The 25,342-nt window shown below is 60.0% G+C and carries 18 protein-coding genes; all 18 read left to right on the forward strand.

Annotation, left to right across the window (positions count from 1 at the left end):
- Nucleotides 1-2 precede the first annotated feature (2 nt).
- The 18 genes from rpsA (at nucleotide 3) to argB (ending at nucleotide 25,341) form a co-directional block, all read left to right on the forward strand.
- A complete protein-coding gene (rpsA, locus tag HMPREF1985_RS09270; protein ID WP_040637588.1) occupies nucleotides 3-1,049 on the forward strand; it encodes a 30S ribosomal protein S1 in 1,047 nt (348 codons plus the stop codon).
- Between the two features lie 89 nt (nucleotides 1,050-1,138).
- Nucleotides 1,139-2,533 carry a DUF512 domain-containing protein gene (locus HMPREF1985_RS09275; protein WP_021772338.1) on the forward strand — a complete coding sequence of 465 codons (1,395 nt, stop codon included), beginning with the start codon at nucleotides 1,139-1,141 and terminating at the stop codon, nucleotides 2,531-2,533.
- 50 nt (nucleotides 2,534-2,583) lie between these two features.
- Nucleotides 2,584-3,909, forward strand: coding sequence for a ribosome biogenesis GTPase Der (gene der / locus HMPREF1985_RS09280; RefSeq protein WP_021772339.1), 1,326 nt, complete (start codon nucleotides 2,584-2,586; stop codon nucleotides 3,907-3,909).
- A 2-nt stretch (nucleotides 3,910-3,911) separates the two neighbouring features.
- Nucleotides 3,912-4,508 (forward strand): glycerol-3-phosphate 1-O-acyltransferase PlsY, encoded by a 597-nt coding sequence (plsY, locus tag HMPREF1985_RS09285; RefSeq protein ID WP_040637577.1) that lies wholly within the window; start codon nucleotides 3,912-3,914, stop codon nucleotides 4,506-4,508.
- 137 nt (nucleotides 4,509-4,645) lie between these two features.
- Nucleotides 4,646-5,092 carry an ACT domain-containing protein gene (locus HMPREF1985_RS09290; RefSeq protein WP_021772341.1) on the forward strand — a complete coding sequence of 149 codons (447 nt, stop codon included), beginning with the start codon at nucleotides 4,646-4,648 and terminating at the stop codon, nucleotides 5,090-5,092.
- A 17-nt stretch (nucleotides 5,093-5,109) separates the two neighbouring features.
- A complete protein-coding gene (locus HMPREF1985_RS09295) occupies nucleotides 5,110-6,411 on the forward strand; it encodes a homoserine dehydrogenase (protein WP_021772342.1) in 1,302 nt (433 codons plus the stop codon).
- Nucleotides 6,412-6,413: 2 nt separating this feature from the next.
- Nucleotides 6,414-7,343 (forward strand): homoserine kinase, encoded by a 930-nt coding sequence (gene thrB, locus HMPREF1985_RS09300; RefSeq protein WP_021772343.1) that lies wholly within the window; start codon nucleotides 6,414-6,416, stop codon nucleotides 7,341-7,343.
- Nucleotides 7,344-7,390: 47 nt separating this feature from the next.
- On the forward strand, nucleotides 7,391-8,641 hold the full coding sequence (locus HMPREF1985_RS09305; RefSeq protein WP_021772344.1) for an HD domain-containing protein: 1,251 nt from the start codon (nucleotides 7,391-7,393) through the stop codon (nucleotides 8,639-8,641).
- A 66-nt stretch (nucleotides 8,642-8,707) separates the two neighbouring features.
- Nucleotides 8,708-9,226 (forward strand): gamma carbonic anhydrase family protein, encoded by a 519-nt coding sequence (locus tag HMPREF1985_RS09310; protein ID WP_021772345.1) that lies wholly within the window; start codon nucleotides 8,708-8,710, stop codon nucleotides 9,224-9,226.
- Between the two features lie 25 nt (nucleotides 9,227-9,251).
- The gene (gene ndk, locus HMPREF1985_RS09315; RefSeq protein WP_021772346.1) at nucleotides 9,252-9,686 is read left to right on the forward strand and encodes a nucleoside-diphosphate kinase; all 435 of its coding nucleotides are present in this window, start codon (nucleotides 9,252-9,254) and stop codon (nucleotides 9,684-9,686) included.
- A 31-nt stretch (nucleotides 9,687-9,717) separates the two neighbouring features.
- Nucleotides 9,718-10,236, forward strand: a complete 519-nt coding sequence (locus tag HMPREF1985_RS09320) for a cob(I)yrinic acid a,c-diamide adenosyltransferase (protein ID WP_040637578.1) — start codon at nucleotides 9,718-9,720, stop codon at nucleotides 10,234-10,236.
- A 251-nt stretch (nucleotides 10,237-10,487) separates the two neighbouring features.
- A complete protein-coding gene (gene fusA, locus HMPREF1985_RS09325; protein WP_021772348.1) occupies nucleotides 10,488-12,560 on the forward strand; it encodes an elongation factor G in 2,073 nt (690 codons plus the stop codon).
- A gap of 907 nt (nucleotides 12,561-13,467) precedes the next feature.
- Complete coding sequence (locus tag HMPREF1985_RS09330) at nucleotides 13,468-18,585, forward strand: autotransporter outer membrane beta-barrel domain-containing protein (protein WP_155943549.1); 5,118 nt, start codon at nucleotides 13,468-13,470, stop codon at nucleotides 18,583-18,585.
- 299 nt (nucleotides 18,586-18,884) lie between these two features.
- Nucleotides 18,885-19,763 (forward strand): glycine--tRNA ligase subunit alpha, encoded by an 879-nt coding sequence (glyQ, locus tag HMPREF1985_RS09335; RefSeq protein ID WP_021772351.1) that lies wholly within the window; start codon nucleotides 18,885-18,887, stop codon nucleotides 19,761-19,763.
- Between the two features lie 2 nt (nucleotides 19,764-19,765).
- Nucleotides 19,766-21,820 carry a glycine--tRNA ligase subunit beta gene (gene glyS, locus HMPREF1985_RS09340; protein WP_040637580.1) on the forward strand — a complete coding sequence of 685 codons (2,055 nt, stop codon included), beginning with the start codon at nucleotides 19,766-19,768 and terminating at the stop codon, nucleotides 21,818-21,820.
- Between the two features lie 300 nt (nucleotides 21,821-22,120).
- Nucleotides 22,121-23,161 (forward strand): N-acetyl-gamma-glutamyl-phosphate reductase, encoded by a 1,041-nt coding sequence (gene argC, locus HMPREF1985_RS09345; protein WP_021772353.1) that lies wholly within the window; start codon nucleotides 22,121-22,123, stop codon nucleotides 23,159-23,161.
- A 54-nt stretch (nucleotides 23,162-23,215) separates the two neighbouring features.
- Nucleotides 23,216-24,427, forward strand: coding sequence for a bifunctional glutamate N-acetyltransferase/amino-acid acetyltransferase ArgJ (gene argJ, locus HMPREF1985_RS09350; protein ID WP_021772354.1), 1,212 nt, complete (start codon nucleotides 23,216-23,218; stop codon nucleotides 24,425-24,427).
- Between the two features lie 29 nt (nucleotides 24,428-24,456).
- Complete coding sequence (gene argB / locus HMPREF1985_RS09355; RefSeq protein ID WP_021772355.1) at nucleotides 24,457-25,341, forward strand: acetylglutamate kinase; 885 nt, start codon at nucleotides 24,457-24,459, stop codon at nucleotides 25,339-25,341.
- The last annotated feature ends 1 nt before the right edge of the window (nucleotide 25,342 follow it).

Below are 25,342 nucleotides of genomic sequence, written 5' to 3' on the forward strand. Positions count from 1 at the left end.
GTATGGAAGAATTGTTGGCGCAGGAGTCGATGCCGGATATCCAGGAACGTACTACGGTACGCGGTACGGTCGTCCAGGTGACGCGCGATGAAGCCTATGTAGACATTGGCTACAAGCAGGAGATCGCCGTCCCGAAGCGTGAGCTTGCGTATCCGACGCCGGATTCGGCAGAGGATGTGGTCAAGGTCGGCGATGAGATCGACGTCTACGTCGTATCCCTCGGCGGAGACAACGGCGGCATTCTTTCGAAGGTCAAGGCGGACCGCATGGTCGCTTGGACGGAGATGGAGAAGATCAAGGAGGCCGGGAAAACGGTCCAGGCGCACGTCAACCAGGTAGTAAAGGGCGGTCTCGTCGCGTCGGTCAACGGTCTTCGTGGATTCATCCCCGCTTCTCAGATGGAACTGCACTTCGTCAAAGATCTTTCGGTCTATGTCGGACAGACGGTCGAAGCGGAGATCATCGAGATCGACGTGCATAAGCAGCGCCTTGTCCTCTCGCGTCGCGCCCTGCTTGAGGCAGAGCGTGCAAAGCGCGAGGAAGAAGTGTTCTCGACACTTGAGGCTGGGCAAACGGTTCGTGGCACGGTCAAGCGTCTCGTCGACTACGGTGCGTTCATCGACATCGGCGGCGTCGATGGGCTGGCACATATCTCCGACCTCGCATGGCATCGCGTCAAGCATCCTTCCGATGTCCTCGAAGTTGGCCAGGAACTCGACGTCTATGTCAAGAACGTTGACGCTGAGGCAAAGCGCATCTCGCTGTCCGTCAAGGACACGATGCGTGATCCGTGGCTCGATCATGCAGAGCATTACAACGAGGGCGACATCATCGAAGGCAAGGTCATCAAGCTTACGGACTTCGGCGCATTCATGGAAATCGAGCCGGGATTCGATGGCCTCATCCCGATGGGTGAGCTTGCAGAGAAGCGCATCGAGCGTGCAGACGAAGCCGTCCATGTCGGCGACATCGTCCGCGTCAAGATCCTGCGCATCGATATGAAGCGCAAGCGCATCTCGCTCTCGATCACGAAGGCAAAGAACGAATAAGAAAACCGCAAACACAGCATATTCGGGAGTGGTGGACATCCATCACTCCTTTGTTGTAGCAAGAAGCAGCATTGGGCAGAAAGCAGTATATGAGCAAACAATATCCGGGCGTCATCTTGCGCGTCCAGCCGGGTAGCCTCGCAGAGGAACTGGAGCTCGCGCCCGGCGATAAGATCCTCGCAGTCAACGGACAGGGACTTCGCGACATCATCGACCTGAGCTTCGCGATGGCAGACGAGGCGATCGATCTGCTCGTCGAACACGCAGGCGGCGAGCAGGAAATGATTTCGTTCGACAAGGATGCCGACGAAGAGCTTGGCGTCGAATTCGAGTCGGCTGTTTTTGACGGCATACGAAGCTGCGCGAATCATTGCTGTTTTTGCTTCGTTGACATGATCGCACCTAATATGCGCAACAGTCTTTCCATCCGCGACGACGACTACCGTCTCTCCTTTCTTTACGGCAACTTCATTACGATGACGAACCTAAGCGATGCGGATTTTCGCCGCATCGAGCAATACCATCTGTCGCCCTTATACGTTTCGGTCCAGTGCATGAATCCAAAGCTGCGTGCTGAGATCCTGCGCTGCAAGGGCGCGGCGCAGATCGCTTCGCAGCTTGACCGCCTTGAGGCGACGGGAACGGAGTACCATACGCAGGTCGTGCTCTGCGCAGGGCTGAACGACGGCGAGGAGCTGGAACGCACGATCCGCGAGATTGTCGCGCGCCGTCCGCACGCGCTTTCGCTCGCCGTCGTGCCGGTCGGCATCACGAAGTACCGCATGGATCCATTCCCGCTCAAGCAATTCGGCCGGGAGGAAGCGGCAACTGTCATCGAACAGGCGGAGAAATGGCAGAAGAAGCTGCAGGAAGAGGATGGACGCACATTCCTCTACCTCGGCGATGAGTTCTACTTCTTGGCGGGACGCGAGGTGCCGCCTTCCCGCTTTTACGACGGGTTTCCGCAGCTCGACAACGGCATCGGCCTCACGCGGAACTTCTTGAACGAGTGGGAAGGGACGAAGCCGCAGCAAAGCGCCTACGAGACGCCCGTTCATCTCGCTGTTGTCACGGGCACTGCGATCGCGCCTGTCATGCAGCGGCTCGCGGATACCGTAAAGCAAAGGAATCTTGCGGTGCACATCATCGCCGTGCCGAACGAGCACTTCGGCACGACGGTCAATGTATCGGGGCTGCTCACTGCACATGACATTATCGCATCGCTTAAAAAGATGGGCGAGCATTTTGACGGCGTGCTGATCCCAGAGTCCGCGCTGCGTTCAGGCGAGGACATCTTCCTCGACGACGTGACACTCGACGATCTGCGCGCCCATTTTCCAAAGGCGCGCATCGAGCCCGTGCAGAATGGCCATGACTATCGCATGGCGCTCACGGGCTGGCGCACCTACCATAAGGACAGGGCGCGTGAGACGGCGTACATGTGGCAGAGCAATGCCGGCTACACGAAGAATGTTTCGTATTGATATCTTGATATCTTGATAGCGAAAAACACGGATCAGAGAGAAGGGATTTTATGAGCAAGCCAATCGTTGCGATCGTTGGTCGCCCGAATGTCGGCAAGTCGACGCTTTTCAATCAGATCGGGCGGAAGCGCGTCTCGATTGTCGACGACATGCCGGGCGTCACGCGTGACCGCATTTACCTCGACGCCGAGTGGCTCAATCGCGCGTTCACCATGATCGATACGGGCGGCATCGAGTTCGATGCGCGCAGCCATATCCTGCAGGCGATACGCAGCCAGGCGCAGCTCGCGATGGAGGAGGCAGACGTCATTCTCTTCCTCGTGGACGGGCGGGCAGGGCTCACGACGGCGGATGAGGAAGTCGCGCGGCTCCTTCGTCAGACGAAGAAGCCCGTCGTGCTCGGTGTCAACAAGATCGATAGCCCGCAGCGTGCGGTGGATATCTACGAATTTTGCAATCTAGGGCTCGGCGATCCGATTGCGCTTTCCGCATCGAATGCCATGAATCTCGGCGATCTCCTCGATGCCGTCGTCGCGCATTTTCCCGACCATGTGGAAGAAGTGCGCGACGAAGAGGAGATTCGCATTACGGTCATCGGCCGTCCGAATGTCGGCAAGTCATCGCTCGTCAACGCGCTTCTCGGCGAGGAGCGCGTCATCGTCAGCGATGTCCCGGGAACGACGCGTGATGCGATCGATACGCATTTCATGCGCGATGGCATGAAGTTTACGCTCATCGATACGGCGGGCATGCGCCGCCGCGGCAGGATTGGCGAGGCAGTCGAGCGATACAGTGTCATCCGCTCGCTGCGCGCCGTCGACCGTGCCGATGTCGTGCTCATGATGATCAGCGCCGAAGAGGGCATCACGGAGCAGGACAAGAAGATCGCAGGCTACGCGCATGCGTCGGGAAAAGGCGTTGTCATCGTCGTCAACAAGTGGGATATCTATCCGAACAAGGACGACAAATCGACGCTGCGCTTCACAGAAGACCTGCGCGACGAACTCGGCTTCCTGCAATATGCGCCCGTGCTCTATGCCTCGGCGCTCACGGGGCAGCGCGTTGGGCGCATCACGGAGCTCGTGAAGTACGTCGCTGAGCAGCAGTCGATGCGCATCAAGACGAGCGTCCTGAACGAACTGATCCGCGACGCCGTATCGGTCAATCCGCCGCCCATGCACCGCGGCAAGCAGCTCAAGATCCTGTTCATGACGCAGGTTGGCGTCGCGCCGCCGAAGTTCATCCTCTTCGTCAACGATCCAAAGCTCATGCACTTTTCGTACCTGCGCTTCATCGAGAACCGCCTGCGCGAGAGCTTCGGCTTCGAGGGAACGCCGCTTCAGCTCATTGTGCGCGCACGTGAGGAGGAGGAATGACGATGGTTTCGTATTTTCCCGTTTGCCTCATCGCTTATTTGCTCGGCTCGGTTCCGAACGGGCTCGTATTTGGAAAGCTCCTTTGGAAGACCGATCTCCGCGAGTATGGCAGCCACAACATTGGTGCGACGAATGCGTGGCGCACGCTCGGAAAGGGCGCGGGCATCCTGATCTTCGCACTCGATTTCCTGAAGGGCGCCGTCAGCGTGCTTCTTGGCGGCGCGCTTATCCATGCGCCGCTCGCACTCGTGCTCGGCGGCCTCTTTGCGATCATCGGGCACTCGTGCTCGCTCTTTCTGCGCTTTCATGGCGGCAAGGGCGTCGCGACGGGGCTCGGCGTCATCGCGATGCTCATGCCGCTGCCGAGTCTCATCGTCTTTCTTGTCTGGCTCGCCATCGTTGTCGTGACGAAGTACGTATCGCTTGGTTCGTGTGTCGCGGCGCTGCTCGTGCCGATCCTTTCGTTGGCACTTGGCTTTCCACGCGAGTACACGGCATTCGGCGCGCTTGCCGCTGCTTTTGTCATCGTGCGCCACCATGCGAACATCGTGCGCCTGTTAAATGGAACGGAGCCGAAAATCAAAGCAGGGCATCGTTAAGGCATGGAAGAGAAGTACGGATTCCGTGAAAAAGCACGGTAAATCATTGTGCTACTGCAAGGGATTGTGCTATACTATCCCTTGCTAGAAGAATACTATCCATTGGAGGCGTAATGGATGGACTGGAGGCGTAATAGATGGACAAAGAAAAAAGCGGCTTCTTTTTGGTTCGTGAAGAGATTTTGCCGGAGGCAATCAAAAAGACGATCCGCGTAAAGGAGATGCTCAAACGCGGCGACGCGCGCACGATCAATGAGGCTGTCGAGAAAATGGAGCTTTCGCGCAGTGCGTACTACAAGTACAAGGACTACGTGTTTCCCTTTTATGAGGCGAGCCAGAACAAGATCGTAACGCTCACGCTGCTGCTCGAGCATAAAAAGGGCGTGCTGTCGAGCGTGCTCAACACGATTTCCTCGGAATCCGGCAGCGTCATGACGATCAATCAGGGCATTCCCCTGCAGGGCGTAGCCAATGCGACAATCTCGATCGAGACGGCAAATCTCTCGATCGACCTTGAGGCTCTTCTCGATAAGATCCGCATGGTCGACGGGGTCAAGCGCCTCGAAATCCTTGGCCAGTCGTAACGGAGCGGGGAGGAATCATGGAACGCATCATCAAGATCGGCCTATTGGGGGCGGGAACAGTCGGTTCGGGCGTCGTCAAGGTGCTCGATATGAACCGCCAGCAGATCGTGGAGCGCGTCGGTGCTTCCATCGAGCTGAAGGCCGTTCTCGTCCGCAATATGAAACGGAAACGACCGTATCTGAGGAACGTCCGCCTGACCGATGATATCGAAGATATCCTAACGGACGGGGAAATTGATGTCGTCGTCGAGCTCATGGGCGGCATTGAGCCTGCGAAGACGTACATGCTTCGCGCGATGGAAGCAGGCAAGAGTGTCGTCACGGCGAACAAGGACGTCGTCGCGCAGTTCGGCAAGGAAATGTTCGACATGGCGTCGAAGAAGGACGTCGACTTTCTCTTTGAGGCGAGCGTCGGCGGTGGAATCCCGATCATCACGCCGCTCAAGCAATGCCTGACGGCAAATCGCATCACGGAAATCATGGGCATCGTCAATGGCACGACGAATTACATGCTCACGCAGATGATGGAGTGCGGCAAGAGCTACGAGGCAGCGCTGAAAGAAGCGCAGGAGAAAGGTTATGCCGAGGCGGATCCATCTGCTGATGTCGACGGGCTCGATGCAGCGCGCAAGGCGGCTATACTCGCCTCAATCGCATTCAACATGCGCATTCATCTCGATGATGTCTCGGTGGAAGGGATTTCGAGGATCACGTCTGCTGACATCGACTACGCAAAGGATCTCGGCTATGTCGTCAAGCTGCTCGCCGTCGGCAAAAACGATGCCGATGCGGGCGTCGACGTGCGCGTGCATCCCGTTCTCCTGCCGAAGAGCCATCCTCTCGCGGCCGTCAACGGCGTCTATAACGCAATTTTCGTGCGCGGCAACGCCATCGGCGAGGCGATGTTCTACGGGCAGGGGGCGGGATCGCTTCCGACGGCATCGGCAGTCGTCTCCGATATCATCGACGTTGCGCGCGACATCGTGCACCATACGTTCGGAAAGGTGCGCTGCACCTGCTTTGAGCAGAAAAAGCTCTGTCCGATTGCGAATACCTCGTCCTCGTACTACGTGCGCCTGCTCGTCGATGACAAGCCGGGCGTCCTGGGCGCGATCGCGACGGCGTTCGGCAATGCGGGGGTCAGCCTGAAGTCCGTGATCCAGACGCGCCGCAACGTCGTTGAAGACCATGCGGAGATTGTGGCGGTCACGCATATCGTCGCGCATGCACGCATCGAAGAGGCGGTCAGGGTACTTGCGGGGCTGCCTGTCGTCGATGAAGTGCGCAATATGATACGTGTCGAGAATGAACGGGGGTAATCATGGCGGAACGATCCATATCCATTCGCGTGCCGGGAACGAGCGCGAACTGCGGCCCGGGGTTTGATACGCTCGGACTTGCCTGTACGCTTTACAACGATCTGACACTCGAACTCACGCATGAGCCGCAGCTTGAGATCGTGGTGCATGGAGAGGGCGCGGGCGCGATCCCGACCGATGCGCGCAATATCGTTTGGCGCTCCATCCAGTACCTGCTGCAGCAGGCGGGAGCTGAGCGCGAGTACCGAGGCGCAAAGATCGAGATGGAGAACCGCGTGCCGATCTCGCGCGGCCTCGGCAGCAGCGCGACGGCTATCGTTGCGGGACTCAAGGCAGCGAATGTCCTCATCGGCAATCGCTACAGCCGGCGCGAGCTCCTGCAGTTCGCAGCGGCGATCGAAGGGCATCCAGACAATGTCGCGCCCGCGATCTTCGGCGGCTTTACGATCAGCACGACGATGCGAAGCGGCGTGGAGTGCTTCTCCTTCGTTCCGAAGTTTCATCTTACGTTTGTCGTTGCCGTTCCAAACTTCTCGCTCCCGACGCGTGCAGCGCGAAAAGTCCTGCCCGAAGACGTGCCGATGAAGGATGCCGTGTTCAATATCGGCCGGGCAACCATGCTCATTGCGGCGCTTACGCGCGGCAGCGAACGCTTCCTGCGCGCCTCGTTTGACGATGCGCTGCATCAGCCGTACCGCTCAAAGCTCGTCCCCGGCATGTACGACGTGTTCCGCGCTGCGCGCAGGGCGGGCGCTGTCGGCACATCGCTGAGCGGGGCCGGACCGAGCCTCATCGCCTACGCGCTTGAGCGCCATCGCTGCGAAGAGGCGATCGGCGAAGCGATGAAGTCGGCGTTTGCCGCGCATGATGTGCATGCGGATATTTTGACGCTTCGGCTCGATATGCGCGGAGCGCATGTGCGCAAAGAATAAAGGCAGGCCTTGCGCTCGGCAAGGTTTTTTTGCGAGGAAGTGAAGGCATGAAGGAGCGCGCCGCAGCGGAGCGGATTTCGTCTGCCGGAGGACGGCTCTACGTCGTCGGCGGCTGGGTGCGTGACCGCGTCCGCGGCGCCGTTCCGCACGACAAGGACTATGTGATCACGGGGCTTTCGGAAGCAGATTTTTGTGCACTGTTCCCAGAGGCAAAGAAGATCGGAAAAGCGTTTCCCGTCTACCTCGTCCGCATGGACGGAAAGCCATGCGAAATCGCGTTTGCGCGCAGGGAGAAGAAGACGGGAGCGGGGTATCGCGGCTTTTCCGTCGATGTCGATCCGTCCGTCACCATCGAGGAAGATCTCTTTCGGCGCGACACGACGATGAACAGCATGGCGATCGCACTGCCGGAGGGCGATTGGATCGATCCCTACGGCGGGCGCGCCGACATCGGGGCAAAGCGGATACGTGCCGTATCGGAACACTTCCTCGAAGATCCCGTCCGCGCCCTGCGCGCGGCGCGGCAGGCGGCGCAGTTTGGCTTTCGGATCACGGAGGAGACCTACGCCTACATGAAAAAGTGCCGCGCGGAGCTGGCGCTTGAGCCGGGCGAGCGCATTTTCTTAGAGATGCAGCGTGCTTTGGCGACAGAAAGGCCGTCCATTTTTTTTCGTACGCTTCAGCGTGCGGAGCTTCTCGAGGTGACGTTTCCCGAACTCTTTGCGCTCATTGGAAAGACGCAGCCGAAGGAATTCCATCCAGAAGGCGATGCATGGGCGCATACGATGGATGTCGTCGATGCCGTAGCGGGGACGACGCACGATGCCGTCACGCGGTTTTGCGCGCTCGTCCACGATCTCGGCAAGGGCAGGACGCCGCCTGAAATGCTGCCGCATCACTACGGGCACGAGCGGACGGGGCTCGCGGCGCTCCGCGCGTGGAACGAACGCATGGTGCTGCCGCACGGCTGGCTGCAGGCGGGGCTTTTCGTCATCCAGGAACACATGCGTGCGCCGCGCATCGAGAAGATCGGCAAGATGGCAGCGCTCCTGCTCGACATCGACAAATCTGCGATCTCGCTCGAAGGATTCTGTGCGGTCATCCGCGCCGATCATCGCGGGCTGCCGGACTATCTCGAATCGGGAGCGGAGTATCTCGCGGCCATGCAGTCCGTTCGAGGTGAAGACGCTCCTGAACGGCTAAGGGGAAAGGCGATCGGCGATTGGATTTTTGCGCAGCAAGTTGCGATCCTGCGCGCGATCCGTGCAAAGAATGGCAAGGCGGTTTCCATCCGTTAGCAGGAAGTTTTCTCTTCTTATCGAATACATATAGTAAACCATAGTTTGCTGGAGGGGTGAACGGATTTGGCAAATATCTTTCCCTACAAATCGGTCAAGCCGAAGATCGGCGCGGACGTATTCGTCGCGCCGAATGCTTCCGTCATTGGCGACGTGGCACTGGGCGATGGCTCAAGCGTTTGGTTCGGCGCCGTCGTGCGCGGGGATTTTCAGCCCGTGCGCATTGGCAAGCGGACGAACGTGCAGGACAATGCGACGATTCACGTCATGTGCGATACGCCGACCATCATCGGCGACGATGTCATCATCGGGCATAACGTCGTCCTGCACTGCAATTGCATCGGCAACAACTGCCTTATCGGCATGGGCTCGATTATCCTCGGCTACACGGAGATCGGCGACAACGTGATCGTCGGGGCAGGATCCCTGATCACGCAGCACAAGAAGATCCCGTCCAATTCGCTCGTCTACGGCAGCCCCGCGCAGATCGTCCGCGCATTGCGCGAGGATGAGATGGAGGCGCTCAAGGCCTCGGCGGAGAACTATCGGAACGTCGCACAGGAATATCAGGCAGAGCTGCTCTAAAGGAGAAGCGCTAAAGGAGAATCGGATGGAAAAGACACTTGTGCTCATCAAACCGGACGCGTTCAGCAAGCACCATGCAGGCGCGATCATCGACCGCTATGAGAAAGAAGGCTTCCGCATCGTCGCGATGAAGATGCTCAAGATGGACGCACGGCTCGCCTCCATTCACTACGCGGAACATATCGGGCGCCCGTACTACGGCGACCTTTCCGGATTTATGACGTCCGGCCCGATCATCGCGATGGTCCTAATGGGCGAGAACGCGATCGCGCGTGTCCGCAAGCTCAACGGCAAGACGAATCCCGCTGAGGCGGAAGAAGGGACGATTCGCAAGCAGTTTGCCGAGTCCAGCAGCCGCAATGCCGTCCATGCCTCGGACAGCCCTGAGAGCGCGGCGCGCGAGATCCCGATTTTTTTCAATCAGATGGAGATCTTCGACGCGGACGATGCGATTGGATAAGATTGCGTACAGGCAGCTGGGAGGTGCTTTTATGGCGATCACGACAAAGACGGGGGACAAGGGGAAGACGAGCCTCTACACGGGGCAGCGCGTCGGCAAGGACAGTCTGCGCGTCGAAGCGTACGGCACGATTGACGAGCTCGATTCCGCACTGGCGCTCGCGCGTGCCTTTGCCGAAAAAGAAGGTGTCGCAAAGCGCGTGCGCAGCCTGCAAAAGAGCGTATCCCTGCTCATGGCAGACTTCGCGAGCATCGGAAAAGAGCCGCTTATCACGGCAGAGCACGTAGCGAAGATCGAAAAGGAAATCGCAGACATCGAGGACGACCTCCCCGAGCAGCACGCATTCATCGTGCCGGGCGATACGCGGGGCGGCGCGATGCTCGACCTCGCGCGCACCATCGCGCGGCGTGCCGAGCGTGCGGCGTGCCGCCTCGCACAGGAAGAGGATGTGCCCGCGCAGGCGATGATCTACCTCAATCGCATCTCCGACTACTGCTTCCTTCTCATGCGGCTTGAAGAAGATGTTTTTTCGAGCGGCGAGGAGGCATGAGCGGGCCGCTCCATCGCATGGACCGGCATTACACGGTGAAATCGATGCTGCCGAAAAACAAAGGCTGTGCAGCCCAACCGAGAAGGTGCGGGGGCACAGCCCATTTTATTTCCCTTTGCTTTTGCATCGGGGTTGGCGCGGGAAATACCTGCTTCCTATTCGGGCGATGTTCATTTTTTTGTATTTTGGCAGGATTCCTATTGTATTCAGAGAATATAGAAAAAAGAATTTATAAATGGGAGGGATGGTTCATGAAATCGTATCCAAGCACAAATTTGCGAAACGTCGCCGTCATTGGACATGGCAAGACGGGCAAGACGAGCTTGCTCGACGCTTGCCTTTTTGATGCAGGCGGAGCAAAGCGTCTCGGCAGCGTCGAAGACAAGACGAGCGCGATTGACCATGAGGCGGAAGAACTGCGCCGCGGCATGACGGTCAGCGCGAAGCTCGTCGCCTGCGAATGGCAGGATTACAAGATCAATTTCCTTGATACGCCGGGCTATCCTGACTTTGTCGGCGACGTGAAGGGAGCGCTCGCCGCAGCAGACAGCGCACTCATCGTCATTTCCGCGCCGGCAGGCATCGAGATGGAGACAGAGCGCGTTTGGCAGTATGCGGAGGAGGCCTTGCTGCCGCGTGCGTTCTTCGTCAATAAGATGGATCGCGAACACGCGGACTTTGACCGCGTCGTCGAGGAGTTGCGCGTCCGATTCGGCACGGGCGTCGTTCCCGTGCAGATCCCGATCGGCAAGGAGGCGGCGTTCCAGGGCGTCGTCGATCTCCTGACCCTTCGCATGCGCGTCATGACGCACGACGATGAGCCGCAGGTGGGCGAAGTCCCTGCGTACATCCGGGCGGAGGTTGAGGCAGGACGGCAGAAGCTCATCGAGTCGATTGCGGAGTTCCATAACGAGCTTCTCGAAAAGTACATCGAAGGCGCGGAAATCACGGAAGTCGAGGCGGCTGCTGCCCTTATCGAGGGGATTCAGGCAGGCAAGATATTCCCCGTATTCTGCGGCTCGGCAAAGGCGAACATCGGCATCCGAAAGCTGATGAACAGCATCGTCGAATACCTGCCGACACCGTATTTCAAGGTCGCGATCGGCACGGATCCCGAAACGGGGGACATCAAGGAGCGGCGCACGGAGGACGCGTTCTCGGCGCAGTCGTTCAAGACCATCGTCGATCCCTTCGTCGGACATCTTAGCTTTTTGCGCGTTCTTTCGGGTGAGATGCGCGGCGATGCTTCGTACTGCCATCCGAACGGTACGGATACGGTGCGCGTCGGCACGCTCTTCACGATGCGCGGCAAGCAGCAGGAAAGCCTGCCAAGCGCCGCGGCGGGCGATATCGTCGTCACGGCAAAGCTGCCGTCCGTTCGGACCGGCGACTCGCTCTGCGACAAGGCGGACGCCATCCAGTACGAGGCAATCGAGACGCCTGCGCCCATGCTCGAAATGGCGGCGACCGCAGAAAAGAAGGGCGAAGAGGACAAGGTCTTTTCCGCGCTTTACAAGCAGCAGGAGGAAGACCCGGCCATTGCCGTCACGAAAAATCCCGAGACGCATGAGACGCTCGTCTCCGGCATCGGCGAAGTGCACCTTGAGATACTCGCCGAGAAGCTCGCGCGCAAGTTCTCCGTGACGCTCAAGCTCGGCGAGCCGAAGGTCGCCTACCGCGAGACGATACGAAAGAGCGTCAAGGTGCAGGGCAAGCACAAAAAGCAGAGCGGCGGCCACGGCCAGTACGGCGACGTTTGGCTTGAGCTCAGCCCGCAGCCGGCGGGCGAAGGCAATGCATTCCAGGAGACGATCTTCGGCGGCAGCGTGCCGCGCCAGTACATCCCCGCCGTCGAAAAAGGCGTCGCAGAGACATTCGCTGCAGGCATCGTCGCAGGCTATCCCGTGACCGACGTCAAGGTCAATCTCTACGACGGCTCGTACCATACCGTCGACTCGTCCGAGGCGGCGTTCAAGGCGGCGACCGCCATCGCGCTCAAGAAAGGCGTCATGGAGGCATCGCCCGTCCTCCTCGAGCCGATCGATACCGTGACGGTTCGGACTCCCGAGTACTACATGGGCGACGTCGTTGGCAAGCTCAACGCGAAGCGGGCGCGCATCCTCGGCATCGAGCATGTTGGCAGGGACATGAGCAGGATACAGGCGGAGGTGCCCGTCTCGGAGCTCTATCGCTTCGCGACCGACCTGCGCTCCCTCACGCAGGGACGCGGCACCTATGCACGGGCGTTCTCGCGCTACGAGCCGCTTGCGGATCCAGAGGCGAAAAAGATCATCGAAAGAAGGCGTTCCTCTAGGGAGAACTGATTCGGCGACGGCGCATCATGCTTTGCGGGCAGCGGAATACGTGTGCCATTCGCATGGGGAGGGAGTCCATTCGTCACATAGGACGATGGGACTCTTTCTTTTCGTGTGCCTATTTGTCTGCCCGCATCCGATTCGTGAATCGTGGCAAGAAAAATCTGCCCATCCAATCTTTTATCTTGCTTTCATGTTCTATTAGCAGTAAAATAATCTTATGCTAGGTTAATACATTAAAAAATATGGGGAGAGGGGTATCATGCGCAAAGGAACCAAGAGATATCAGAAATTGGCCGTGTGCATTGCGCTGGCATTGTCCACGGGGGGGGGGACATTCTTACTAAATCCGACCCATGCGCTGGCTGCGGATGTGACGGGCGGAGATGTGACGGTGGATGCGGCGCATCCTCTTCCCGCTACGTTTTCATTGCCAGCAGGAAATGGAGCGGATATACCCAATACAGGCGATAACCGAAATGTGGTTGGCAACAAACTGACCATACGTGTGCGAACCGGATACGTATGGCATTATGGCGGGTATACGGCCGGTAGCGGCAACGCGACAGGCAACATACTCACGCTAAGTGGGGAATTGAATTCAGGCCTTGCTGATCTTTATTTTGTCGGGGGAGGATCAGAGCACGGAAATGCGACCGGCAATACGGTCATACTGGAAGGCCCGGTAACGGGGAATTATCTATACCTATATGGCGGAAGAAGCAATCTTCCGGCAGGAGATGCCACGACGGGAAACACGCTGCGCGTAAAGGGCGGGATGACGAGCGTAATCCAAATAAGAAATTTCGAGAAGATGGAGTATGATCTCGATTCGAGTGTTGCCAATGGCGCTGGGATGTTATACGTATCGTTTGGGCTGCCGTCCATTGATTGGAACAAGGTGGGGGTAAACGGGTTGAGCAAGTGGGCCGAAAGCCTGCCATCCACGATCAACACGCCAAACGTCGTACTGTACAACACTGGGTCATCGAATATTTCACTTCGCAATTACTCGCCACGCTTGATTCAAGCGATGAACCACTACGAATTCGGAATACGCGGAAACGGCACGCTCGCGGGGACAACGATGGCAGGGGCAACGCAAATTACCCTGTCAGGCAATAAATACGAATACGCAACGACACCGACAGTCGTCGGCGCTACTGCGCATGGCGGATATTCTCTCTATGGCAATACGACGAACCACAATACGATTACGATAAGCCCGGGCGCGTATTCCGACGTCCGCGCAGGCTATACCGATGCGGAAAAAGGTGGTTCGGAGTACAATACGCTGAAGTTTGAACCTGGCACGTCCTCGACAAATGCCTATGCGGGATTCTCCCGCGCCACGCAGGCCTCGGATGCGGACCGAAAGGCGGATGCCTCGGCGAAGGCAAATGCAAAGAAGAACGTGGCGGAGGTATCGGGCGGTGCGATTACGAATCTCTACGGCGGCGCACTGACGGGCGCGGCGGCATCGGGGGATGCGACAGGGAACGCAGTCAAGGTATCGGGCGGCGCGGTCACGAATCTCTACGGCGGCGCACTGACGGACGCGGCGGCGACGGGAAATGCGACGGGCAACACCGTCACCATCACGGGCGGCACGCTGAACGGCGATGTCTACGGCGGCCATACGGCAGGCACGGGCAAGACGACGGGCAACACGGTCAACCTCGGCGACGAGGATGGGGCGTATTCCGCTGCGACTGCCGTAAACGGCACGCTCTACGGCGGCAGTGACAGCGCGGACGTCGCGGGCAATGTCCTGAACGTCAACGCCAACGCGCAGGCGAAGAACATCCGGAACTTCGAGACGATCCGCTTCAACTTCAAGCCCACGCAGAACGCGGCAAGCCCCTTGCTCAGGCTCACGGACACGGCCGGCACGGCGCTGGACTGGCGCAGCATCAAGACGACGGGAAATGCGATCGGGGATGGCCGCATCGTCACGCTGCTTGAAAATACGACGGCAGGCGGGCTCACGATCGGGTCGTACACCGGGGCGAAAGAAGTCGCGTCCACGGGGACGAGCGAAATCTCCATCGATACCGACACCCATGCGGCGAGCGCAAAGAAGATCCTGTTCCGCGGCTACACGTTCCGCGATGCCAGCAAGACCGCTGGCGCATCCGATGCCACGACGCCCGCGTCGGACGTATGGGCCGGGCGTTCCGCGATCGGCAACACGACGGCGGGGAGCCATCTCACCGTCACGGGCGGCACGTTCCGCGATGCCTATGGCGGATGGACGGCCGGCACGACGACGACGGCCGCCGACAAATTCGGCAGCCGGGGGAACAGCGTCACGCTGAAGGACACGGATGCGGCGCATCCGACGGAAGTCCGCAGCCTCTACGGCGGACGCTCCGAGACGCCCGCGGGAAGCGCGACGGGCAACAAGGCCATCGTCGCGGGCGGCACGGTCACGGGCACGATCTACGGCGGCGCGCTGACGGACGCGGCGGCGACGGGAAGTGCGACGGGCAACACCGTCACCATCACGGGCGGCAGGATCGGCACGCCCCTTCAGGCAGCAGATGTCTACGGCGGCTATACGGCAGGCTCTGGAAAGACGACGGGGAACACCGTCACATTAGGCGACGGCACGCATGGCGTCGGCACGATCTACGGTACGCTCTACGGCGGCAGTGACAGCGCGGACGTCACGGGCAATACGCTCGTCGTCAAGGCGAATGCCGGAGCTGCGGTCAAGGGCATCCAAAATTTTGAGACCATCCGGTTCGACATGGACACGAGCGCGAGCACGACGACGCCGCTTCTGAATGTGACGGGCACGATGCCGCTTGCGGGACTCGATTGGGCGAAGGTCGACGTGGACGTAAAGCACCTTTCGCCCGTGCTCAGGCCCTATGAGGCATACCATGCGCATATCCTGGAAGGGGCAGGCGGCATCTCGTTCATGCAGGGCTCGCGCAATACGTACGTCCCAATCGGTGCCAAGGACAAGCGGAATGGAAACTACGAGTTCGTCCTCGACACGGATACGCACAGCGTGAACGCCACGCGCTACGTCGACCTCACGGGCTGCCAGTACCAAAACAACAAGGCGGCGAAATTCACGGCGGCGGACGGCACGAAGCCCGAGGCATGGGCAGGGCGCAGCATCGCCGGCAACACCGTGCAGCATAACGTGCTTTCCGTCGAGGGCGGCACGCTCGTAAAGGCGGTGGGCGGCATCGCCGAGAACACGAAACACGACGGCGCAGGCGTCCTTCTGACAACGGGGGATGCGAACGACAACACGGTGACGGTAAAGGCAGGCGCGGCCGTCCATGATGCCTATGGCGCGGACGTGCGCACGAAGGGAGGCTCGGCGGAAGGGAACGCCGCCGAGGTCACGGGCAGCACGGTCGCGGGGAATGTCTACGGCGGCGCGCTCACGGCAGCAGGCGCGACGGGCGCGGCAAAGGAGAACGTCGTGCGCCTGAAGGGCGGCACAGTCACGGGCACGGTATACGGCGGTGCGCTGACGGACGCGGCGGCTGTGGGCGCAGCGACGGGCAATGTGGTGAATATCCTAGGCGGACAGGCGCAGGACATTTATGCGGGCTTCACGGCGGGCACGGGCAGGACAACGGGCAACATCGTCAATATCGGCGACGGCGCGGCTCCTCTTGCTGCCGGCACATCCGTTTCCGGCACGATCTACGGCGGAAATGGAACGGACGTCGAAGGCAATACGCTGAACATCAAGACGAAGGGCTTGACGGCAGGCAGTGTCGCAAACTTCGAGCATATCACATTTATGCCGAACGCGCAGATGGCGGACGGAGACACCGTGCTTACGCTCACGCGGAACACGGTGATTCCCATCGGATCGCTCTGCGTACCGACCGAGCACATGGAGAAATGGCTTGGAAACGCTGTGGAAAAGGGCGCACATCTCATTCGCATGACCGGTGCTTCGCTTACGGTAAACGGGTATGGCACAGCGGCGGACACAAAGCGTGCGGGCGATGTCGAATACCAGCTCCGGACGGATGACGATGCGGCTGTGACGACGGGAACGCTCGATATTTCCGCTTATCGCTGGCGCAATGCGAACATCACCGCAAGCACTGCGGCAGCCGATGCCTACGCGGGCAAGAGCCGCATGGCGGAAACGGAGTCGAATCATCTTTCCATTGCTGCCGGCGGGGCGGTCACGAACGCGATAGCGGGCGACACGCAGTCCGCTATGGGCGATGCAAAGGGGAACGTGCTGACGGTAACGGACGGCGCGCTGGCGCACGGCATCGGCGGCAAGGCGATTGGCGGCGCGGCCGTGAAAAATGCCGTCGTCGTCAATGGCGGGGCAATCGGCACGGCATCGGCGCAAGGCGCGCTCTACGGCGCCATGACACAGGGAGAAGCGCATGAAAACCGCGTCGCAGCCGAAGGCGGCACGGTGCATGCAGATCTCTGCGGCGCGCGCGCCGCAGGCAGCGCGACAAAGAATACGGTCACGGTCGCTTCTTCCATGCAGGGGCGTGTCACGGGGGCAGAGTCTGTTCATGCAGACGCCACGGAGAACACGGTCTCCATCAAGGCCGCCGTGACGGGCGATGTCTTTGGCGGCAGGGCTGCGCAGGGCAGCGCCTCGCAGAATGCGGTCACCGTGGAAGGCGCGTCCGTCACGGGCGATGTGACGGGCGGTGCGGGCGCGACGACAACCGGCAATGCCATTCACTTGCGGGGGGCTGCGGTGACGGGTGACGTCATCGGCGGCACGGCGGGCGCAGCGGGCAACACGCTTGCCATCCATTTCGACCCCGTGCGCACATCGTCTGTCCACGACTTCCGCAATGTGGAAAACCTGCACTTCTACCTTGGCGGCAGGGTGAACCGCGAAAGCCCGACCATGCTCCAGCTTGGCGTCAGACAGAAGGACATGCGCGGCATGCATCTCGGCGTCGGCGTCAATGGTGCTGCGCCCGCCCTGCAAATGGGCGATGTCATCAGCCTTATGAAAGCCGCACCGGGCGGCACGCTCACGATGGACGCGCTTCCCCAAAACCACGTCGAGGGGATGCAGGGCGTCTCGCTGCTCTATGGGTTTGACCTGCAGAAGCGCGGGCTTGACGAGCTCGTCGCGACCGTCACCAAGGCGGCCATAAGCGAGCGGACGAAGTCCCTCGTCGAGACGCGCGCCGGCATGAGCGACTTTTTGAACCGCGGCGCGGATCTCTTGACGTGGGCGGGCGTCCAGTCCGCAGGCAAGGAAGGCGGGACGAAGCGGTACGAGCTTTGGGCTGCCATGCAAAACGGCTCGATGCGCGCAAGAACCGGCTCGTATGTCGACAGCAACGGCATGAACCTTGCCCTTGGATGGGCACGCAGGGATCCGCGCGGCAAGGGCAAGACGACCTTCAGTCCCTTTGTCGAGTACGGCAAGGGGAAGTATACCTCTCATTTGGACGACGGCACGACGGGAAGCGGCGACCTCAGCTACTTCGGCGCGGGCGTGCTCGGAACGTACGAACGCCCGGATGGACTTTGGGCGGATGCGTCCGTCCATGCGGGCATGGCGCGGAGCGACTACCGCGGACAGCTCTACGGCAATCGGAATACGACGTACGATATGGACAGCGCGTACTATGCGGCGCATCTCGGCGTCGGCAAGAACTTCCGCTGCGGAGCAGGCAGTACCGTCGGAGCGTACCTGCGCTACCTCTATTCCAACCAGCAGGGCGGAGAAGCGACGCTGAGCTCCGGCGAGACGTACGACTTCGGCAGCGTGCATTCGAACCGCGTGCGCCTCGGCGCGACATACGCCCATATGGGCAAGCGGGGCGGCTCCGTGCGGGCAGGGCTTGCCTGGGAGTATGAGCTCAGCGGCAGTGCGCGTGCAAGCTACGCGGGCTACGACACGCCGAGTCCCAGCCTGCGCGGCGGCAGCGCGATGCTCGAGCTCGGCTATCGCTTCGCACCGAAGGACGGCCGCGTTCGCTACGACTTCCAAGTGACGGGCTGGCAAGGCAGGCGCGAAGGGGTGTCCGGCAGCGTGCAGGTGAACTGGGCGTTTTAAGAAAACCTGCCTGTCCCGCATTGACAAGCCATGTCCCGTTTGCTACACTGTAATGGCAATGAAGAAGAGGAGTACCCCCAATCCCAGCGAGATGCGACGGTGAAAGGCATCGACGGGGCGAAGGCACTTTGGAGCGCGAACCGCATAGATTGAGGTGGGTCTTCGGATCAATCAGGGTGGAACCGCGGTACTTGGCAATCGAGTCTCGTCCCTGTGGCGTTGCGTCGCAGGGGCGGGGCTTTTTCTATGCGGATAGGAGCCGCTTTTCCTGCGGCAGTTGGAGTAGAGGAGTTGTTCCCATGAAATTTCAGGAAATCATCTTTGCCCTGCAAGCATTTTGGTCGGAGCAGGGCTGCATTCTCGCAGAGCCTTACGACGTCGAAAAGGGCGCAGGCACGATGAACCCCATGACGTTTCTGCGCGTGCTCGGCCCAGAGCCATGGCATGTCGCTTACGTCGAGCCATCGCGCCGTCCCGCCGACGGACGCTACGGCGATAACCCGAATCGCCTGTACCAGCACCATCAGTTCCAAGTCATCATGAAGCCGTCGCCCGACAACATCCAGGAGCTTTACCTAGAGAGCCTGGAGCGTCTCGGCATCGATCCAAGGCAGCACGACATCCGCTTTGTCGAGGACAACTGGGAGTCGCCGACGCTCGGCGCGTGGGGACTCGGCTGGGAGGTCTGGCTCGACGGCATGGAGATCACGCAGTTTACGTATTTCCAGCAGGTCGGCAGTCAGGACATCCGCCCAGTCGCATCGGAGATCACGTACGGGCTCGAACGCCTCGCGATGTACATTCAGGGCGTCGAGAATGTCTACGATATCAAGTGGACGGACGACTGCACGTACGGCGATGTATTCCATCAGAACGAGTACGAGCAGTCGGCTTACGCATTCGACCTTTCCGACGAGGCACTGCTCTTTGATCTTTTCGGCAAGTATGAAAAGGAAGCCGTCCGCATCATTGAGACGGGAAACGTTCATCCCGCATACGACTACGTGCTCAAATGCTCGCATACGTTCAACCTGCTCGATGCGCGCGGCGCGATTTCCGTATCGCAGCGCGCCGCCTTCATCGGGCGCGTCAGGAGGCTCGCGCGTCTGTGCGCTGCGTGCTATTTGAAGCAGCGGGAGGAGCTTGGCTATCCGATGCTGCACAGGGGGGAGAAATGAGCATGGGCAAGGATTTATTACTCGAAATCGGAACGGAAGAAGTCCCCGCGCACGTCATGCCGGGCATTCTGAAGGAACTCAGGGAGAATGCGGCGGCTGCGCTGAACGAAAACCGTATCGCATTTGCCGCGGTCCGCACGATCGGCACGCCGCGCCGCATGGCGCTTCTCGTCACGGGAGTTGCCGAAAAGCAGGAGGACGTCACGTGCGAAAGCCGTGGACCGTCCGTCTCAATCGCATTCGACGCGGACGGCAATCCGACGAAGGCGGCGCAGGGCTTCGCGCATGGCCGGCATATCGACCCGAAGGATCTCGTGACGAAGGATGGCTACGTCTACGCGATGGTGCATGAGGCGGGCAAGGAGACGGCAGCGCTTCTGAGCGAGATCCTGCCGGCTCTCATCTGCGGGCTGAGCTTTCCGAACAGCATGCGCTGGGGCACGCTCGATTTCAAATTCATTCGCCCGATCCGCTGGATCGTCGCGCTCTTCGGCGCTGACGTCGTGCCGTTCGAGGTCGCGAACGTCAGGAGCGGACGCATATCGCGCGGCCATCGCTTCCTGGGGAACGGCGGCTTTGAAATCGCGGATGCGGCAAGCTATGAAGCGGCGTGCGAGAAGGCGTTTGTCCTCGTCGACCCGGAGAAGCGCAGGGAAAGGATCCGCGCCGGCATCGAAGCGGCCGCCGCGGAGAACGGCGGCAGGGCGGAGATCACGGAAGACCTTCTCGAAGAGGTTCTCTATCTTGTCGAGTACCCGACGGCACTCTGCGGCAAATTCGATGAGAAGTATCTGAAGCTGCCCCCGGAGGCGGTCATCACGCCGATGCGCGACCATCAGCGCTACTTTCCCGTAAAGGATGCAAAGGGAAAGCTCCTGCCGCTCTTTATCACGGTGCGCAACGGCGGCAGCGAGTACCTCGAAACGGTGCGGCACGGCAATGAGCGCGTGCTGCGCGCGCGCCTTGAAGATGCGCAGTTCTTCTTTGATGAAGACCGCAAGAAGAGTCTCGACGAACACCGCGAAAAACTCCGGACCGTCGTGTTCCAGCAGGGACTCGGCACGATGTACGAAAAGACGGAACGCCTCGCCGTGCTCGCAGACTGCATCGCAGACGCCGTCCATGCGGACGAGAAGGCACACAAGCACGCACATCGCGCAGCCCTCCTCTCAAAGGCCGATCTCGTGACAGGCATGGTACAGGAATTCACGGAGCTGCAGGGCATCATGGGACGCGAGTACGCGCGCCTTGACGGATGCTGTGAAGGCGTCGCGCGTGCGATCGACGAGCACTACAAGCCGCGTTTTGCGGGCGATGCGCAGCCCGCTACCGAGGCAGGGCGCATCGTGAGCCTCGCCGACAAGATCGATACGATCGTCGGCACGTTCTCCATCGGCAAGATCCCGACGGGATCGCAGGATCCATTTGCCCTGCGCCGTCAGGCACTCGGGATGGTCCATACGATTATCGAGGCGAAGTACGCGCTTTCGCTCCGCGCCTTAGTCGGACGCGCGATGGATCTCTACCGGATCACGGATGCGTCGGCGCGCGGGAAGCTGCAGCAGGCTGTGGCCGACTTCATCCGCCTGCGCCTTAAGAACGTTCTTGAAGGAATCCGTTACGATGTCGTCGATGCCGTGCTCACGCATGTGGATGATGTCTACGGCGTGATCCTGCGCGCAAAGGCAGTCGAGTCGTTTCTCGCGGGAGAAGATGCGGCGGCGGGCGTGCAGGCATTGGTACGCGCTGCGAATCTCGCGGCAAAGGGCAAGGACGATGCCATGGATCCGGCACGCTTTGCGGCAGCGGAAGAGAAGGCACTCTTCTATGCTTATGAGCAGGCGAAAAAGCGTGTTTTGGCAGCGTGCGGATCGCATGATTACGTGGGTGCATTGCAGGCGCTTGCGAGCCTTGCCGCACCGATTGACGCGTTCTTTGACGCCGTCATGGTCATGGACAAGGACGAGGCTGTCCGCCGGAACCGCCTCGCACTCTTGAGGTCCATCGATGCACTCACGAGGGAAGTCGCGGACTTCGGCAAGATCGTGCTCGCCTGAATCGACATGAATCCTTTGGCAGCGGGGAGGGAAACGGATCCTCGCTGTTTTTTTGTGCAAAAAGAATGCTTGCAAATTTATGCAAGAATGATGTATAATTATGACCATAGTTTTCTAAGGAATCATGGATAACATGAAATTCGTCGGATTGACGTAGATGTTTCGTCCGAACGAGGTGGAAAACTGGACGCAGCGTGGCGCTCGGTGGAGGATTTTCCACCGAAGTACGGGCAAAAAAGATGCGCCGGGCTGGCGTGGCTGAATGGATCCGTGCTTCCCTAAGGGGGGGAAAAAACGCGTATGGATAGTAAAGTCAGCATCCTCGGTGCGACGGGCTACGCAGGTGCGGAGCTCATGCGCATCTTATACAACCATCCGAACGCGGAGGTCGTCCACATCACGTCGGAGCGTCATGCGGGCGAGCATATCACCGCACTCTATCCGCATCTGCGCGGGCTCTATGATATGGAGCTTGAGAGCATGAGGGACATCGCGCGCATCGGTGCCGACAGCGACTTCGTCTTTATCGGCCTGCCGCATGGCCATGCGATGGAGGTTGGCAGGGCGCTTGCGGGCATGAGGACGCGCATCATCGACCTCGGCGCGGACTACCGCTTTGATGATACGGATGTTTACGAGGCATGGTATCACGTCAGGCATACGCATGCCGATGCGCCGCGCACCTACGGCCTTTCGGAACTCTGCCGCGACGCGGTGCGCACGGCGAAGATCATCGGCAATGCGGGCTGCTTCACGACGGCGAGCATTTTGGCGCTCGCACCGCTCGCGAAGGAGCGTCTCGTCGACGTGAATACGATCCTCGTCGATGCGAAGTCGGGCGTTTCGGGCGCGGGACGCGGCGCGAAGACGGCGAATCACTTTCCTGAGCTTTACGATAACTTCCGCGCCTACAACGTCGCGCACCATCGCCACACGCCGGAGATCGAGCAGGAGATCGGAAAGCTTGCGGGCGAGAAGGCGACGATCCAGTTCACGCCGCATCTCGTGCCGATGTCGCGCGGCATCCTCGCGACGTGCTACGCGACGCTGAAAGAAGGCGTCACGGAAGATGACGTGGATGCGGCGTACGAAAAAATCTATCGAAACGAGCCTTTCATCCGTCTGTTGGGACGCGGTGCGTACCCCTCGACGAAGGAGGTACGCGGCTCGAATTTCTGCGATATCGCATGGCATATCGACGCGCGGACGCATCGCATCATCGTGCTGTCGGCGATCGATAACCTCGTCAAGGGCGCGGCAGGGCAGGCGGTGCAGAATTTCAACATCGCCTGCGGCTTTGACGAGACGACGGGGCTCATGATGACGCCGCTGTATCCATAAGAAACGGCTCGCGGCGGAAATCCGTGCAAATAGCAAATATCAGGAGGAAATCACATGTTCAGTGAGAAGCATGCAAAGGCGGGCGTGACGTTCCCGCAGGGCTTTAAGGCGGCTGGCGTCAAGGCTGGCATCAAGAAGAGCGGCAACCTCGACGTCGCCGTCATTTACACGGAGCGGGAAGCGGCTGTCGCAGGCGTGTTCACGCAGAACGCGGTTGCAGCAGCGTCGGTCTCTGTCTCCAAGGAGGTCGTCGCGACGGGTACGGCGCACGCCGTCGCTGCCAATGCGGGCTGTGCGAATGCCTGCACGGGGGAGCAGGGGGAAAAGGACGCGCGCGCGACGCAGGAAATCACGGCTGAGGCGCTCGGCTGCACGGCAGAGGACGTCATCGTCGCTTCGACGGGCGTCATCGGCGTCAATCTGCCGATGGACAAGATGGAAAAAGGACTCAGGGCGGCCGTCGCGGCGCTTTCAGCGGACGGCAGCGAGAATGCCGGCAATGCGATCCTCACGACGGACACGTACTCGAAGTCGTGCGCGGCGGAAGTCGAAATCGCCGGCAAAAAAGTCCGCTTCGGCGCAATCGCGAAGGGCTCGGGCATGATCCAGCCGAATATGGCGACGATGCTCTGCTTCATCACGACGGACGCGGCCATTGACAGCAGGCTTTTGCAAAAGGCGCTCTCCGAGACCACCGAGGTTTCGTTCAACATGATTTCGATCGACGGCGACATGAGCACGAATGACATGGCGGTCGTGCTCGCAAACGGAGCCGCAGGAAACGCGAGGATTCAGGCAGAAGGGGCAGACTACGAGGCGTTCAAGAAGGTGCTGGAGTCGATCTGCAAGGGACTCGCACAGCGCATTGCCGCAGACGGCGAGGGCGCGACGAAGTTCCTCACCGTCAACGTATCCGGCACGAAGTCGTTTGCGGACGCAAAGACGATCGCAATGAGCGTCGCGAAGAGCCCGCTCGTCAAGACGGCGTTCTTCGGCGAAGACCCGAACTGGGGACGCGTGATCTGTGCGGTCGGCTACGCAGGCATCCCCATGGATCCGAAGACAACGGTCGTGAAGTTCGGCGGCATTCCCGTCTACGCAAACGGCGTTGGCGCGGCTTGCGACGAGGAAGCGCTAAGGGCCGTCATGGGCGAACACGATATTGCCATCGACATCGATATGGGGGCGGGCGAGGCGAGCGCGACGGTTTGGACGTGCGACTTTTCCTATGCGTACGTCAAGATCAACGGCGAGTATCATACTTGATCGGCATCGCTTGAAAGGGAGGCGGTCATTTGTATCAGGCAGCGGACAAGGCGTCCATTCTCGTAGAAGCGCTCCCGTACATACAGGAATTCTACGGGAAGACGATTGTCATAAAATACGGCGGCAATGCGATGGTCAGCGATGTCCTCAAAGACGAGGTCATGCAGGACATCGCGCTCATGAAGTACGTCGGCATCCGTCCCGTCATCGTGCATGGCGGAGGCCCCGAGATCACCGGCTTTTTGAAGAAAGTCGGCAAGCAGTCGTCCTTCGTCGCAGGGCTTCGCGTGACCGATGCGGAAACGGTGGAAATCGCTGAGATGGTGCTGGACGGCAAGATCAACTCCGAGATCGTCACGCTCTTAAATCAGCGCGGCGCGCGCGCGGTCGGGCTTTCGGGGAAGGACGCGGGGCTCATCCGCGCGCGCAAGAAGCTCGCACACGTCTACGAAAATGAGGCGGAAAAGGAAGTCGACATCGGCTACGTCGGCGAGGTCGAGGCGATGAACGTTTCCGTTATCAAGGATCTGCTCGATCGGGACTACGTGCCCGTCGTCGCACCGATCGGTGTCGGGCAGGACGGTGAGAGCTACAACATCAATGCCGATTACGTCGCGGCTGGGATCGCGGGCGCGCTTGCGGCGGAAAAGCTTCTGCTTCTCACGGATATCGAAGGCATCTACAAGGATTTCGACGACAAGAGCTCGTTCCTCTCGACGATCCGCATGCAAGAGGCAAGGGACTACATCAAGGGTGGCAGGATCGCGGGCGGCATGATCCCGAAGGTGGAGGCCTGCCTTCGGGCACTCGAAGGAGGCACGCGCAAGACGCACATCATCGACGGGCGCCTTGCGCATTCCATCATCCTCGAGCTTTTCACATCGACTGGCATCGGTACGCAGGTCGTGCGGTAAG

It is taken from the genome of Mitsuokella sp. oral taxon 131 str. W9106 (genome assembly GCF_000469545.1).
Taxonomy (GTDB): Bacteria; Bacillota; Negativicutes; order Selenomonadales; family Selenomonadaceae; genus AWVT01.

Excerpts from the sequence above, each read along its gene's own strand:
- argC (WP_021772353.1), top strand. The coding sequence starts at position 22,121 with ATGGATAGTAAAGTCAGCATCCTCGGTGCGACGGGCTACGCAGGTGCG.
- ndk (WP_021772346.1), top strand. The coding sequence starts at position 9,252 with ATGGAAAAGACACTTGTGCTCATCAAACCGGACGCGTTCAGCAAGCAC.
- thrB (WP_021772343.1), top strand. The coding sequence starts at position 6,414 with ATGGCGGAACGATCCATATCCATTCGCGTGCCGGGAACGAGCGCGAAC.
- HMPREF1985_RS09275 (WP_021772338.1), top strand. The coding sequence starts at position 1,139 with ATGAGCAAACAATATCCGGGCGTCATCTTGCGCGTCCAGCCGGGTAGC.
- fusA (WP_021772348.1), top strand. The coding sequence starts at position 10,488 with ATGAAATCGTATCCAAGCACAAATTTGCGAAACGTCGCCGTCATTGGA.
- HMPREF1985_RS09290 (WP_021772341.1), top strand. The coding sequence starts at position 4,646 with ATGGACAAAGAAAAAAGCGGCTTCTTTTTGGTTCGTGAAGAGATTTTG.
- plsY (WP_040637577.1), top strand. The coding sequence starts at position 3,912 with ATGGTTTCGTATTTTCCCGTTTGCCTCATCGCTTATTTGCTCGGCTCG.
- HMPREF1985_RS09305 (WP_021772344.1), top strand. The coding sequence starts at position 7,391 with ATGAAGGAGCGCGCCGCAGCGGAGCGGATTTCGTCTGCCGGAGGACGG.
- argJ (WP_021772354.1), top strand. The coding sequence starts at position 23,216 with ATGTTCAGTGAGAAGCATGCAAAGGCGGGCGTGACGTTCCCGCAGGGC.
- HMPREF1985_RS09295 (WP_021772342.1), top strand. The coding sequence starts at position 5,110 with ATGGAACGCATCATCAAGATCGGCCTATTGGGGGCGGGAACAGTCGGT.
- glyQ (WP_021772351.1), top strand. The coding sequence starts at position 18,885 with ATGAAATTTCAGGAAATCATCTTTGCCCTGCAAGCATTTTGGTCGGAG.
- rpsA (WP_040637588.1), top strand. The coding sequence starts at position 3 with ATGGAAGAATTGTTGGCGCAGGAGTCGATGCCGGATATCCAGGAACGT.
- HMPREF1985_RS09320 (WP_040637578.1), top strand. The coding sequence starts at position 9,718 with ATGGCGATCACGACAAAGACGGGGGACAAGGGGAAGACGAGCCTCTAC.
- der (WP_021772339.1), top strand. The coding sequence starts at position 2,584 with ATGAGCAAGCCAATCGTTGCGATCGTTGGTCGCCCGAATGTCGGCAAG.
- glyS (WP_040637580.1), top strand. The coding sequence starts at position 19,766 with ATGGGCAAGGATTTATTACTCGAAATCGGAACGGAAGAAGTCCCCGCG.